The sequence below is a fragment of the Novosphingopyxis baekryungensis DSM 16222 genome (genome assembly GCF_000420305.1).
Classification (GTDB): Bacteria; Pseudomonadota; Alphaproteobacteria; order Sphingomonadales; family Sphingomonadaceae; genus Novosphingopyxis; species Novosphingopyxis baekryungensis.
Genome location: NZ_ATUR01000005.1, coordinates 103,143 through 116,823, shown reverse-complemented (window position 1 = coordinate 116,823; position 13,681 = coordinate 103,143). Strand labels below are relative to the sequence as shown.

The following is a 13,681-nucleotide window of genomic DNA, read 5'->3' as shown; positions in this document are numbered from 1 at the left end:
CTGGACAGGCAGAACATAAATTACCGCAGAGGGTAGGTCCTCAATTGAAATGCTTCACTGCACCAATGTGGCGGTGGCGCAACATTTGGCGCCTACTATTCAGTTTTACGGTATGTTTCTGTCGTACTCACTAGACAAGTTGCCCATTGCATCGGATGAAGCGCCTTACAGACCGGATAACCGGCTGCCGCTTCGATTGGGGCGGGGAGACATCGGAGAGGATTTTCACATGCGCAAATCGCTGTTGCTAGTCGCGTGCGCCATCGGCGCGCTGACCACCGTTCCCGTTTTCGCTCAGGAGGTGCCCGAGTCCGACACCGATACTGTGCAGGCCAACTCCCAGGCACGCGCGCAGGCCGTTGCCCCGCCGCTTTACGGGGAGATCGTCGTCACTGCACAGCGCCAGGCAGAGCGGCTGCAGGACGTGCCGATCGCGGTATCCGCTTTCAGCGAGGAAGCGCTGGACGAGCAGCAGATCAACAACGCGCTCGATCTTCAGTCCAGCCTGCCAAATGTGGTGTTCTCCAAGAGCAACTTCACCACATCCTCCTTCACCATTCGCGGCGTCGGCGATCTGTGCGTAGGTTTCTCCTGCGACAGCGCGACGGCTGTACACAGCAACGACATTCCGCTGCTTTCCACGCGCCTGTTCGAAACGGAATATTTCGATCTGGAACGGATTGAGGTTCTGCGCGGGCCGCAAGGCACCCTGTTCGGGCGCAACGCGACGTCCGGTGTGGTCAACGTTATCACCGCGAAGCCGGATCTGTCCGGTATCCACGCGTCCGGCGAGGCCGAATATGGCAATTTCAACTCGATCCAGGTCAAGGGCATGGTCAATGTGCCGCTGGGCGATATGTTCGGCGTGCGTCTGGCGGGATTTTACCTGAACCGCGACGGCTATACCAAGAACCTGTTCGACGACAGCCGCATCGATGATCGCGATCTCTACGCCATTCGCGGCACCTTGCGGTTCGAGCCGAGCCCGGACACCGTGCTGGATATCATCGGCTATTATTTCCACGAGGACGACAATCGCTCGCGCATCCAGAAGCAGCTTTGCAACCGCGACGTGACCGCCATTCTGGGCTGTTCGCCGGACCGGCTGGAGTTTGAGACGACCAACGGCAATTCCACCTTGGGTGCCGCGCTGTCATCGCGCCAGCTGTTCGCACTGCAATCGCTTGCGCAGGGCGGCGCGCTCGGCAATTTCGGCATTTCCAATATGACCAACCGGCCGGATATTTTCGCCGGCACCGTCAATCCAACCGACCTGCGCACCGTCAACACCGATTTCACGCCGACCTATTTTGCCGAGGAATATCATATTCTCGGTAAATTCTATCAGCGTATCGGCCAGTTTGATTTCACCCTGGGCGGTGGGTTCACCCATGACGAGGTCGACAGCCGCGTCGATTATACCCTCGCCACATCCGATCCGTTCTCGGCGGAAAGCTTCGCGCGGGCCAACGCCGCAGCGGCCCTGTTTCCCAACAGCGTCGGGTCCGTGCTGCAGAACAACGCCTTCTGCGCATCCGATCCCGATGAGACGCTAGTGGGCCAGTTCGGCGGCAAGCGTTTCGGCTGTTCGCCCCGGTCGACCGACTTTGACCGGTCGCGCGCCAGCACCGATCAATATTCGGTCGAGGCCAAACTGTCCTCCGACTTCGACGGGCCGTTCAACTTTCTGATCGGCGGTATCTATGTCGATCAAAAGACGCGAAACGGCGATTATTTCGTCGTTTCCACCGGTATCGAATATGGCTCCGCAGTCCTTGGCGCTGCGGCGGCGGCTGACGGTTTCTTCCTGGCCCCGCCTTTCTTTGCCAATACGGTCGCTGAATATCGCCTCAAAAGCTATGGCATTTTCGGCGAAGGCTATCTGGAACTGAATGATCGGCTGAAGCTCACCTTGGGCGCACGCTATTCCAATGACGACAAGACCGTGCGGTCCCGCAGCCCGATCCTCGATGTGGCTGGTCTGATCGGAACGACCAGTTTCGAAGAACTGGCGACGTTCGGAGCCTATGATGCCGATCCGGCGACGGCAGGCAATCAGGCCTTCCGGGAAACCGACGTCCAGTTCGACGATATCACCGGGCGCGCCGTGATCGATTTCCAGGTGACGCCGAACAATCTGCTCTATGCCAGCTATTCGCGCGGTTATAAGTCCGGCGGCGTCAATCCACCGGTCAACCCGGCCCTGAATGCGCCGGTCACCTTTGCGCCGGAGAATATCAACGCCTTCGAAATCGGCTCCAAGAATACGTTCGCCGGCGGCATGTTCCAGCTGAACGGCGCTGCCTTCTACTATGATTACAGCAATTTGCAGATCAGCCGCATTCTCAACCGCACCTCGTTCAACGACAATACGGACGCGACGATTTATGGCGCGGAGATCGAGGCGATCATCCGCCCAACCCAGCAGTTTACCGTCAATCTGGGCGCGAGCTATCTGAAAACGAAGATCAAGGGCCTGACCCTGACCGATCCGCGCGATCCCTCCGGGGGCCGTCCGGATGTCACCATCATCAAGGATGTGGCCAGCGCGGCGAACTGCGTGCTGATCCCCACCGGCGGCCTGAGCGGCGATGCCTTGGTCGGCGTGATAAACGGCTTCCTGAACGCGGCGACCGGCCCTGCCAATGGCGAGCCATTGTTCGCGGCGGGCACCACGCCCGTTCCCGGCACCAATGCGCGTGGTGCCATCTCTTCGTGCGATTTGCTGACAGCGGCGGTTGCAGGCGGTGCACCGGCGCCGCTGAACGGCATTCTGCAGGGGCTGTTCGGCCCGGGCCCGCTGCCGTTCCAGCTCGATCCAGCCTCCAGCGATCCCTTGTTGCCGACAGGCGTCACCCAGGATTTGACCGGCAATGAGCTGCCTGGCGCGCCACGGGTCAAGTTCTCTGCCGGTGCGCAATATGTCGTGCCGTTCGATAATGGTATGAGCCTGCAGCTGCGTGCCGATCTGGTCTATACGGGAGAGTATTTTGCGCGCCCCCAGAACAGCAATATCGACCGCATCCAGGGGTATGAACTGGTCAATGCGCAGGTGCAGCTGAACGGCGATCAGGATAAATGGTTCGTCCGTGGCTTTGTGCAGAACCTGTTCGACAACAATGCCATCACCGGCCAATATCTGACCGATCCCAGCTCCGGCCTGTTCACCAACGTCTTCACCGTCGAACCGCGCCGTTATGGCCTGGCCGCAGGCTTCAAGTTCTGATCATAAAGATCAAAGACGCATGCTGAGGGAAAGGCGGGCTTTGGCCCGCCTTTTTCGTTCCAGATGTGCGGGGCCAGGCTGTGAGCAGCCTTGCCAGCGCCAGCGCCCGAACGATTTTCCAATTTGGAAAGATGGTGCCGGTTGCAGGAGTCGAACCCGCGACCTTCGGTTTACAAAACCGCTGCTCTACCAACTGAGCTAAACCGGCGCGTCGATGCGGTTAGGGCAGGGGGGTGGTGCTGGGCAAGGCTTTTGTGATGCAAGATCAGCTGATCCCGAAAGTCCAGCCTTCGAGCCGGGCCGTCTCAGGCGTCATGGCACCGGGCGACCATAGCCCCGGTTCCTGAACGGCTTGGCGCAACCAGGCCGCCGTGATCAGCGCATCGGTCGCGTGATCATCATAGCGTGCCAGTGGCGGGCAATCCGGCGCGCCCAATGCCGATAGCGCTGCAGTGAGCCCTTCGGCGGTCCGCGTCTTGCTGCGCGCCTTGCCCAGACCGGCGGCACGCGCCGCCACGGTGGTGTAGATTTCGATCAGCAAAGGCCCCTTCTCCGGCACCGGATCGAATGGCCAGAACGGAATGGCGCCGCGCAGCTGATGCAACATCCGCATGCCGGTGAGCGAACTCTTGCCCACCTGGCCCGCACCGACGAGATTGAAGCAGGACCAGCTATTGGCCTGCTTCGTGACCCGCTGATGCCGTTCGACAGCGCGCAAGCGCCCGATGCCCCCGCCGAAACGATCGCCCTCGCGCCCGCCATGGCGGCGAAAATGGCGCGCGGCCTCGGGATGATCCACAAAACTGTTGGCCGACAGATGCGGATCGTCCGCCGCTATATGATCGACCATTGCCCAAAGAGCCTCCGGATCGGCCGGGCTTTCGGACCATCCGGGGAAATAGGCCCCGGTATCGAGCATGGGAAAGCTGGGAGAAAGATCGAGGCCGATGACGATATCGGTTTCGGCTGCCGCGAGCGAGCGAAGCCAGCCGAGCACGGCATCGCGCGTCCAGCCGCCTTCCGGCTCCAGCAGTGCAGGAGGGCCGTGTTGCCGCGCCACGGCCACGGCAAGGCCTTTCGGGCGGGCGACGGCCTGGCCGGACCAGTCAATGCAGGCGGTGGCGGCAAAGGGGCGCGGCGCGGGCTGGGTAAGCATCGCGGCGATGTCAGCCTTCCCGGCCAGACTTCAGCTTGTCCCAATAGGCGATGCGCTCGGCTATCTTGCGCTCGAAACCTCGGTCGGTCGGGGTGTAGAATTGCTCCGGCGCCATATCGTCCGGCCAATAATGCGCGCCGGAATATCCCCCCTCGGCATCATGATCATAGGCATAGCCTTTGCCATAGCCGAGTTCCTTCATCATCTTGGTCGGTGCGTTGACGATATTCATCGGCGGCATGAGCGATCCGGTCTGCCTCGCCGATTTCCAGGCCGATTTCTGCGCTTTATATGCTGCATTCGATTTGGCTGCCGTTGCGCAGTAGAGACAGGCCTGCGCGATCGCCAGTTCACCTTCGGGCGATCCGAGAAATTCATAGGCGTCCTTGGCCGCAAGGCATTGGACCAGCGCCTGCGGATCGGCCAGGCCGATGTCTTCGCTCGCAAACCTCACGATGCGCCGGAGCACATAAAGCGGCTCCTCACCGGCCACCAGCATCCGCGCCAGATAATAGAGCGACGCCTGCGGATCGCTGCCGCGCATGGATTTGTGCAACGCGGAGATGAGGTTGTAATGCCCCTCCCGGTCCTTGTCATAGACCGGCACCCGGCGATGCAGCAGGGCGGCCATCTGGCCTGGCTCCAGCGGCTGACCGATGTCGCTATTATACAAGGTCTCGGCCTGATTGAGCAGGAAGCGTCCATCGCCATCCGCGCTGGCCACCAGCGCATCGCGCGCCGTATCGGTCAGCGGCAGTTTCTGGCCATATTCGGTTTCCGCACGATCCAGCAGGGTGGAGAGCGCATCAGGCCCCAGCCGGTGAAGCACCAGCACCTGCGCCCGGCTGAGCAGCGCCGCATTGAGTTCGAAACTGGGATTTTCGGTTGTTGCGCCGACCAGCGTGACAACACCGCGCTCGACAAAAGGCAGAAACCCGTCCTGCTGCGCGCGATTGAAGCGATGGATCTCGTCCACGAACAGCAGCGTCTTCTTGCCGGTCTTGGCCATCTGATCGGCCTCGGCAAAGGCTTTTTTGAGATCGGCTACACCAGAAAATACGGCGCTGATCGCCTTGTAATGCATGCCCACGGCGTCGGCCAGCAGCTGCGCGATGGTTGTCTTGCCGGTGCCCGGCGGCCCCCAGAGGATCATGGAGCTGAGTTGCCCCACGCGCACCATCCTGCCGATGGCACCGTCCGGGCCAGTCAGATGATCCTGACCGACCACCTCTGGCAAAGTCTGTGGGCGCAACCGATCAGCCAGCGGAGCATGTTCGCGGCGCTCGGTTTGCCCGCTGTCATCGGCGGCGAAAAGATCATCCATATTTGCTGATCTAGGGAATATCGGGGGGCGGCACTAGGGTCTGCGGTGTCCGACGAGGGCGGCTACGTCCGTGCGTCGATCAGTGAAATATATTTTTGCGCCAGGCTTTCGTTGATCTCGTACCAGTCGAACTGTTCGGACCGCGCATGGCCCGCCTCGCCATGGCGCGCGCGAAGGGCCGCGTCGCGGCAATATTGCTGCAAGGCATCGGCAAAGCCCTCGATATCGCCCGGCGGGACTAGGATGCCCGACAAGCCGTCTTCGACCAGATTCTCGCTGCCAGCGGCACGTGCGGCGACCGTGGGCACGGCGCAGGCCATGCATTCCAGCGTCACATTGCCAAAGGTCTCGGTGATCGAGGGATTGAACAGCATGTCCATGCTGGCGACGGCGCGGCCCAGATCGGCACCCTTCTGAAAACCGATGAAGGAGGCGCCGGGCAAACGCTGTTCGAACCATTCGCGGGCCGGTCCTTCACCGATCACGAGCACATGGTGGTCAACGCCGCGCGCGCGCAAGGCAGCGATGGTATCGGAAAAGACATCGAGCCCTTTTTCCATCACCAACCGGCCGAGAAAGCCAATTACCGGTGTGTCATCGGCAATGCCAAGCGCGACGCGCCAGGCCATGTCGCGCCGCTCCGGGTTGAAGGTTTCCCGGTCCACACCGCGCGACCAGATGCCGACATCGCTGTTCATGCCCTCTTCGCGCAGGATATCGGCCATGCTTGGCGATGGCGCGACAATCGCATCGCAGCGCTGATACAGGCGGCGCAGACCGCGCACCATCATGGGCTCGATAAAGCCGAGGCCGTAATAACGCGGATAGGTTTCAAACCGGGTGTGCACACTAGCCAGAACCGGCAGGCTGCGGTCACGCGCCCAGGTGACCGCGCGGTGCGCGACATAATCCGGACTGGCGATATGCACGATGTTGGGCGCGAAGCGCTGCATGTCCGCGCGGATCTCGGGCGATAGCGATGTGCCGATGCGATATTCGCCGCGCCCCGGGATCGGCAGGGATGGGACGGACACGACATCGCCGGTTGCTTCGAACGGCGGGTTGGGGATGGTCGGTGAGTAGATGCGCACATGGGCGCCGCGATCCAGCAAATGGCCGACCAGCCGGTTCAAGGCCTGGTTCGCGCCATCGCGTACATAATTATAGTTGCCGCTGAACAGGGCAATTCGAAGGTCTTCGACACGCATCAGATGAGCTTTGAGCACGGGGCGGGGAGCTTGCCAACCGGAACTTTGCCCCGTCTAGCCTCTTCTGTCTTCAAAGATTTTATCGAGAGGATTGCAGTATGGCGAATGACAACAGTTTTCAGACCAACCAGTATGTCGAGTGGGATTGGGGCAACGGCACCGCCACCGGCCAGATCGAAGAGCGGTTCGAGCGCGAGGTGAAGCGCACGATCGACGGATCCGAGATTACGCGCAAGGGCGATGGCGACAACCCGGCCTATCTCATCAAGCAGGAGGATGGCGACAAAGTGCTGAAGCTGGGCTCCGAAATACGCGCGAAAAAAGACTAAGCGGCTGACGGTTTATCTGGCTAAGTTGTAAAAGATATCAGGGGGGGTAGGCGATGCGGACGACGGTTGCGGGGCTTTTTATCGGAAAACCCAAGCCATTTCGCGGCGATAGCGCCAGCGCCATAGCGCGCGATCCTGCGGAGGGCGCGGTCCATCTCGGATGGAATGGTTTTGATGGGGATCAGGTGGCCGATCCGGTCCACCATGGCGGCTGGGACAAGGCGGTGCATCTCTACAATGCCGATCATTATCCGTTCTGGCGCAAGAAATTGCCCCAGCATGATCGGATCGAACGCTTTGGTGCTTTTGGCGAAAACATCACCGCGCCGGGCTTCGACGAAGACGCGGTCCGTATCGGCGACCGCTTCCGTATGGGTGAGGCGCTGCTCGAAGTCAGCCATGGGCGCCAACCTTGCTGGAAGCTCGACCATCATTTCGGGCGGCCCGATATCATGGCGACGATTATCAAGACTGGACGCTGCGGTCTCTATCTGCGGGTGATCGAAAAGGGCCTGGTGGCCAAGGGTGATGAGATCTTACGCGAAGAAACCGCCCATCACGACTGGACGGTAGCCCGCGTATTTGCGGCGCTCATCCAACCAGGCAAGCGGGACAGCGCTGCGCTTAAAGATTTGTCGCAGTTACCGACATTGGCGGAAGACTGGCGGCAACGCGCGCAAGGCCTGGCGGAACTCTGAAAACCCGCGCAATACGTGATAAGCGGGCGGCGCCCTGACCGACGCGCAATCGACCCTCGTCTCTGATATTCGCTTTAGCTTTCTGCGCTTTCCTCAACCACCGGCGGATGGAGGCGCAGGCGGGTGACGCGTTTCTCGTCGCCGTCCAGGATTTCCAGTTTCCATCCGCTGGGATGCTCCAGCACTTCGCCCACTTCAGGCACCTTGCCGGCCAGCACGAAGGCCAGACCGCCCAGAGTGTCGACGTCCTCCGGCACTTCCTCAAGCTCGGGCGCGACCTGCTTGCCGAGATCGTCCAGCTCGATCCGCGCATCCGCTTCCCACATGCCGTCTTCCAGCTGGATCAGCTGTGGTTCCGGCGCGTCGTCATGTTCGTCTTCGATCTCGCCGACGATTTCCTCGACCAGATCCTCGATCGTCACAATGCCTTCTGTACCGGAATATTCATCCAGCACGATCGCCAGATGCGTGCGCGTGGCGCGCATTTCAGCCAGCAGATCCAGCACGCCCATCGATTCGGGCACAAAGCGCGGCTGGCGGATCAAATCCTTGATACCCGACGGCTTTTTGCCTTCGCCGGCCAGAATGGCGAAGGCATCGCGAATGTGGATCATGCCGACAATATCATCGAGATTATCGCGATAGACGGGCACACGGCTGTGGCCATGTTCGCAGATCAGCGAGACCAACTCGTCAAACCGGGCATTTTCCTCGATCGCGATGATATCGGCGCGTGGAACCGCGACATCGTCGGCGGTATGTTCGCTGAAATGCAGCAGATTGCGCAGCATTTCCCGCTCGATCCGGCTAAGATCGCCGGCATTGGCGCCGGTGCGGGTGTCATCGTCATCCTCATGCTCGTCGATCGCTTCTTCAAGCTGTTCGCGCAGGGATGGCTCATGATCGGATTTGAACAGCAGGGCTTTCAGGCCCTGCCATATTCGTCCGCCGCCTTCGTCGTCGGCGTTATTGATACTGTCGTCTGGCATTGCCGGAAGCTGGTGTGCCCCTCTGTCGTTTCAAGAGCTCAGGAATATGGATTGGGGAGGCCCAGGCTGGCAAGCGCTTTCACCTCCAGATCCTCCATCCGCTCGGCATCCGCTTCATTTTCATGGTCATAGCCGAGCAGATGCAGGGTGCCATGGACCATGAGATGGGTGGCATGCTGATGCAGCGAAATATCTTTCTCCGCAGCTTCAGCCGCGCAGGTCTCGCGCGCCAGAATGATGTCGCCCAGCAATGCCTCGCCATCGTCGCTATTTTCCAGCGACTGCAGCAGATCGGGCTGCACCATGGGGAAGCTCAGCACGTTGGTCGGCTTGTCCTTCCCACGATAATTGGCGTTGAGGCTCTGGACCTCGGCATTGTCGGACAGTTTGACCGCCACTTCGACCGACACCTTCTTATCGATCAGATTGGCGAAGGGGCTGACCGACAAACCGGCGCGTACGGCGCGGCGCGCCAGATCGGCCCAGCTATCCTCATCATCCCAACCGGGCCCCGCTGCGGTTTCCACATCAAGCATGCGGACCCTCATAGGCATCAACGATCCGGCCGACCAGTGGGTGGCGCACGACATCGGCCGAAGTGAAGCGGTTGACCGAAATCCCCTCCACATCCTGCAGGCGGGAAACGGCGTCAGCCAGGCCGCTCATGCCCTCGCCCGGCAGATCGACCTGTTTCGGATCGCCGCAGATGACCATGCGGCTGTTCATGCCAAAGCGGGTGAGGAACATCTTCATCTGCGCCGGCGTGGTGTTCTGCGCCTCATCGAGGATCACGAAGGCTTCGGCCAGCGTGCGGCCACGCATGAAAGCAAGCGGCGCGATCTCGATCTCGCCGGAGGCAATGCGCCGTTCCACCTGCTCTGCCGGCAGCGTATCGTAGAGCGCGTCGTACAGCGGGCGCAGATAGGGATCGACCTTTTCCTTCATGTCTCCGGGAAGGAACCCCAGATGTTCGCCTGCTTCCACGGCGGGGCGGGACAGGATGAGCCGATCGACCGCGCCGGTGATCAGCATCGCCACCGCCTGCGCCACTGCCAGATAGGTCTTGCCCGTACCTGCAGGGCCAAGCGCAAAGATCATCTCGTCACGTGCCAGCGATTCCATATAGGGAACCTGCCCGGCAGAACGCGGCACGATCGTCTTCTTGCGCGTGCGGATCATCACCTGCGGCGGGCTGCGCTCTTCCTTGCGCACGATGCCCGTCAATGTCGGCTCGTCGGACATGGCGATGGCCGCCTCGACCACCCCGGTTTCAATGTCTTCGCCGCGCATGACGCGGCTGTACAGACTGGTCAGCACATCGCGCGCGCGCGCAGCCGCAGAAGCCTCGCCCTCGATCTGCACCTTGTTGCCACGCGCAGCAATATAGACGCCCAGGCGATTTTCGATCGCAACCAGATTGCGGTCGAACTCACCGAACAGGGCATTCAGCAGATGCGCCTTGTCGAAATCCACTTCCAGCCGGGTCAGATCCCCGGCCTTTGCCTGCGCCTTGCGCGCCATCAGGCAGCTTTCCTCATTACACATTCTCCCGCCAGACTATTGGGCCCTGCGTCCACAAGATCGACTGTGACCAGATCACCGATGGCCGCGCCATCCGCCTCGACATGCACGGACTGCAGCCATGGCGATTTGCCGACCAGCTGCCCGGCCTTGCGTCCGGAGCGTTCGAGCAAAACGTCGCAGCGCCTGCCAACCGACTTCATGTTGAAAGCATGCTGATCGATATTCAGCTGTGCCTGCAAACGCTGCAATCGCTCGTCCATCACCGCCGGTGCGATCTGGTCGTCCATATCGGCGGCTGGCGTGCCGGGGCGTGGGCTATATTTGAAGCTGAATGCCTGCGCATAGCCCGTGTCGCGCACCAGTTGCAGCGTGTCCTCGAAATCCTGATCGGTCTCGCCGGGGAAGCCGACGATGAAATCCCCGGACACGGCGATGTCGGGCCGCACGGCGCGCACGCGGTCGAGCAGTTTCAGATAGCTTTGCGTCGTATGGCTGCGGTTCATCGCCTTCAGAATGCGATCCGATCCCGATTGGACCGGCAGATGCAGGAAGGGCATCAGCGCGTCGATCTCACCATGCGCGGCAATCAGGCCCTCGCTCATGTCATTGGGGTGGCTGGTGGTATAGCGGATTCGCGCCAAACCGGGCAGCGCGGCCAAGGCGCGGATCAGGCCCTCGAGGCCCTGTTCGCGGCCCTTGTCATCCTCGGCGCTCCAGGCGTTGACGTTCTGGCCAAGGAGGGTGATTTCCTTCGCCCCGCCATCGATCAGCGCTTTGGCCTCATCGATCAGCGTTCCCCAGGGGCGGCTGATTTCCGCGCCGCGGGTATAGGGGACGACGCAATAGGTGCAGAATTTGTCGCAACCTTCCTGCACCGTGAGAAAGGCCGTGGGCCGTGCCTGCTTGCCGCGTTTGGGCAAGGCACCGAACTTGCTGATGGCAGGCATGTCCGTGTCGAGTGCATCCTTGCCACCCGCCGCCGCCTTGCGCAGCAATTCCGGCAGGCGATGATAGGCTTGCGGGCCGACCACCACATCGACCGACGGCGCGCGCTTTGTGATCTCGGCCCCTTCGGCCTGCGCCACGCAGCCGGCGACCGCAATCACCGGCTTGCTGCCATCGTCGCGGCGCAGCCGGCCAATCTCGGAATAGACCTTTTCCGCCGCCCGTTCGCGAATATGGCAGGTGTTGAGGATGACGAGATCGGCGTCCGCCTTGTCGCTGGCGGCCATCCCTTCGGCTTCCATCAGTTCGGCCATGCGCTCGCCATCATAGACGTTCATCTGACAGCCGAAGCTTTTGACATGAAATGTTTTGCTCATAGGCCTGCCGATATAGGGGGCCGAATGGTCGCCGTCGACCGCTTAGCCGCGCCGATAGTCAATGCGCGGTAAACTCGCGCAGAGGTTTGCCCAGCGTCTCCACCAGGGCTGCCTCGATACGCGACCGGCTTTCCGCGGCGATTTTCTTGCGCCCGGGGAATTCATGCGGATCGAACGGCTCCAGGAAGTTCACGAACAGGGGAAAGCTGCCCTTGCGCGCCAGCAGACGCACCGCGTTGTCCTTGCCCGTTTCCACGCCGATCCAGCTGATTTCCTCGGCCACCTCGCCATAGTCCAGCATCACCGGCTGAACATAAACGCCCTGCGGTGGCGGTTCGAGCACCTTGAGCATCGGAGTCTTGAAGGGTTTGAGCGAATGTCCGTCGGTTGTCGTGCCCTCTGGAAACACGGTGATCGACCAGTTCTCGGCCATGGCATCGCGCAGCTTGTTGATCTGGTCGGCCACGCCCAGCCGGTCTTCGCGGCTGACGAACACCGTGCGGTTCAGCGTGGAAAGCCAACCCACGATGGGCGATTGGCGGATTTCCGCTTTTGCCACAAAGGCGCTGCCGCTGGTGCCGGCGATCGCAAGAATATCGATCCAGCTGATATGGTTGGAGATGTAGAAGACGTCGCGCTTGAGCGGCACGCCCTTGCGGCGCACCCGCGCCCCGCAAATGCGCGCACAAACGCCTAGAAACAGGCGGGGCCAAGGTGATGAAAGGCGGAACAGGCGCCACAGATAATGGAGCGGGACCGCGATGCAGGCGGCGACAAACATCATCGCCACACGGGACCATAGCCTGATCCAGCCCATCGGCGAAATCGGAGGCGGAATACCAGCGGCGGGATCTCCCGACGCTGCGGGCCGATCAATCCGTCCGGTCGATGGCGACGCCATAAAGCTCCATGCGATGATCGACGAGGCGATAGCCCAGCTTTTCCGCGATCTGTTTCTGCAGCGCTTCCAGCTCCGGATCGACGAATTCCACGACCTTGCCGGTTTCCACATCGATCAGATGGTCATGATGCGCCTCGGGCGAGGCTTCATAGCGTGCGCGGCCATCACCGAAATCATGGCGGTCAAGAATGCCGGCATCCTCGAACAGGCGTACCGTGCGATAGACGGTGGCGATAGAAATCTTGGGATCGATCTCCGAGGACCGCTTGTACAGCTCCTCGACATCGGGATGATCGGTTGAGCTGGATATCACGCGTGCGATTGTGCGACGCTGATCGGTAATGCGCAGCCCACGTTCCGCACACAGCGCCTCCAGGTCGATTTTGGTATGCATAGGTGCTTGAAGTGCCTCGCCATGTTGGACGCATAAAAAGGGCCGGGATCAGCCCCAATCTAATCCCGGCACCCTTGCTGTCAATGGCCGTGCGTCATGCGAAGGGCGCGCGGCGCACAGGCCTGAATTCTATTCGCCGGCTTTCTTGCGGCCACCCTTCTTGCGGCCAAGACCAATGTCCTTGGCGAGCTGGCGGCGCTGTTCCGCGTAAGCGGGTGCAACCATGGGATAATCGGCTGGAAGGCCCCACTTCTCGCGATATTCTTCAGGCGACATGCTGTAATGCGTGTTGAGATGGCGCTTCAGCATTTTCAGCTTCTTGCCGTCTTCCAGGCACACGATGTAGTCGCGCTTGATAGAGCTTTTAACTGGAACCGCAGGTTCAGGCGCTGGCTCTTCTGCGGCGTAACCGCTCAGACCGGACAAGGCCTCATGGACATTGGAAATGATGAGGGGAAGGTCGGACACAGCCACGCTGTTATTGCTCACATGGGCGGCGACGATATCAGCGGTGAGCGTGATCAACGTCTCGTTGAGCACGTTTTCATCTTGTTCCAATTATATTTCCTTCGGTTCGGACGTTTTGCCGGGTAATTTGGCTCGCATCACA

At 60.9% G+C, this 13,681-nt stretch carries 13 protein-coding genes and 1 tRNA gene; 3 read left to right on the top strand and 11 right to left on the bottom strand.

What is annotated here, in order from left to right:
* The first annotated feature begins 229 nt into the window (after positions 1–229).
* A complete protein-coding gene (locus G410_RS0109740) occupies positions 230–3,226 on the top strand; it encodes a TonB-dependent receptor (RefSeq protein ID WP_022673467.1) in 2,997 nt (998 codons plus the stop codon).
* A gap of 132 nt (positions 3,227–3,358) precedes the next feature.
* Here G410_RS0109740 and G410_RS0109735 read toward each other — a convergent pair.
* The 4 genes from G410_RS0109735 to G410_RS0109720 form a co-directional block, all read right to left on the bottom strand.
* A tRNA-Thr gene (locus tag G410_RS0109735) sits at positions 3,359–3,434 on the bottom strand.
* A gap of 57 nt (positions 3,435–3,491) precedes the next feature.
* On the bottom strand, positions 3,492–4,382 hold the full coding sequence (locus G410_RS0109730) for a hypothetical protein (protein ID WP_022673466.1): 891 nt from the start codon (positions 4,380–4,382) through the stop codon (positions 3,492–3,494).
* 10 nt (positions 4,383–4,392) lie between these two features.
* Entirely contained in the window at positions 4,393–5,706 is a 1,314-nt protein-coding gene (locus tag G410_RS0109725) for a replication-associated recombination protein A (protein WP_022673465.1), read from the bottom strand.
* Between the two features lie 62 nt (positions 5,707–5,768).
* On the bottom strand, positions 5,769–6,914 hold the full coding sequence (locus G410_RS0109720) for a glycosyltransferase family 4 protein (RefSeq protein WP_022673464.1): 1,146 nt from the start codon (positions 6,912–6,914) through the stop codon (positions 5,769–5,771).
* A 98-nt stretch (positions 6,915–7,012) separates the two neighbouring features.
* Between G410_RS0109720 and G410_RS0109715 the strand changes: the two genes are divergently transcribed.
* Positions 7,013–7,243 carry a hypervirulence associated TUDOR domain-containing protein gene (locus G410_RS0109715; RefSeq protein WP_022673463.1) on the top strand — a complete coding sequence of 77 codons (231 nt, stop codon included), beginning with the start codon at positions 7,013–7,015 and terminating at the stop codon, positions 7,241–7,243.
* A gap of 53 nt (positions 7,244–7,296) precedes the next feature.
* On the top strand, positions 7,297–7,941 hold the full coding sequence (locus tag G410_RS0109710) for an MOSC domain-containing protein (protein ID WP_022673462.1): 645 nt from the start codon (positions 7,297–7,299) through the stop codon (positions 7,939–7,941).
* A gap of 74 nt (positions 7,942–8,015) precedes the next feature.
* On the opposite strand, the gene G410_RS0109705 is transcribed toward G410_RS0109710, so the two are convergent.
* The 7 genes from G410_RS0109705 to G410_RS0109675 form a co-directional block, all read right to left on the bottom strand.
* On the bottom strand, positions 8,016–8,930 hold the full coding sequence (locus G410_RS0109705) for a hemolysin family protein (protein ID WP_022673461.1): 915 nt from the start codon (positions 8,928–8,930) through the stop codon (positions 8,016–8,018).
* A 38-nt stretch (positions 8,931–8,968) separates the two neighbouring features.
* A complete protein-coding gene (ybeY, locus tag G410_RS0109700) occupies positions 8,969–9,466 on the bottom strand; it encodes an rRNA maturation RNase YbeY (RefSeq protein WP_022673460.1) in 498 nt (165 codons plus the stop codon).
* Positions 9,459–10,451, bottom strand: coding sequence for a PhoH family protein (locus tag G410_RS0109695; protein WP_022673459.1), 993 nt, complete (start codon positions 10,449–10,451; stop codon positions 9,459–9,461). The genes ybeY and G410_RS0109695 overlap by 8 nt, the downstream gene beginning before the upstream one ends.
* Positions 10,451–11,776, bottom strand: coding sequence for a tRNA (N6-isopentenyl adenosine(37)-C2)-methylthiotransferase MiaB (gene miaB / locus G410_RS0109690; protein ID WP_022673458.1), 1,326 nt, complete (start codon positions 11,774–11,776; stop codon positions 10,451–10,453). Before miaB ends, G410_RS0109695 begins: the two co-directional genes overlap by 1 nt.
* Positions 11,777–11,834: 58 nt before the next feature.
* Positions 11,835–12,560, bottom strand: coding sequence for a lysophospholipid acyltransferase family protein (locus tag G410_RS16290; protein ID WP_425411248.1), 726 nt, complete (start codon positions 12,558–12,560; stop codon positions 11,835–11,837).
* Positions 12,561–12,648: 88 nt separating this feature from the next.
* Positions 12,649–13,071, bottom strand: coding sequence for a Fur family transcriptional regulator (locus G410_RS0109680; RefSeq protein WP_022673456.1), 423 nt, complete (start codon positions 13,069–13,071; stop codon positions 12,649–12,651).
* A gap of 129 nt (positions 13,072–13,200) precedes the next feature.
* Positions 13,201–13,629: a Ros/MucR family transcriptional regulator gene (locus tag G410_RS0109675; RefSeq protein ID WP_022673455.1), complete on the bottom strand. Its 429-nt coding sequence runs from the start codon at positions 13,627–13,629 to the stop codon at positions 13,201–13,203.
* Between the last annotated feature and the right edge of the window lie 52 nt (positions 13,630–13,681).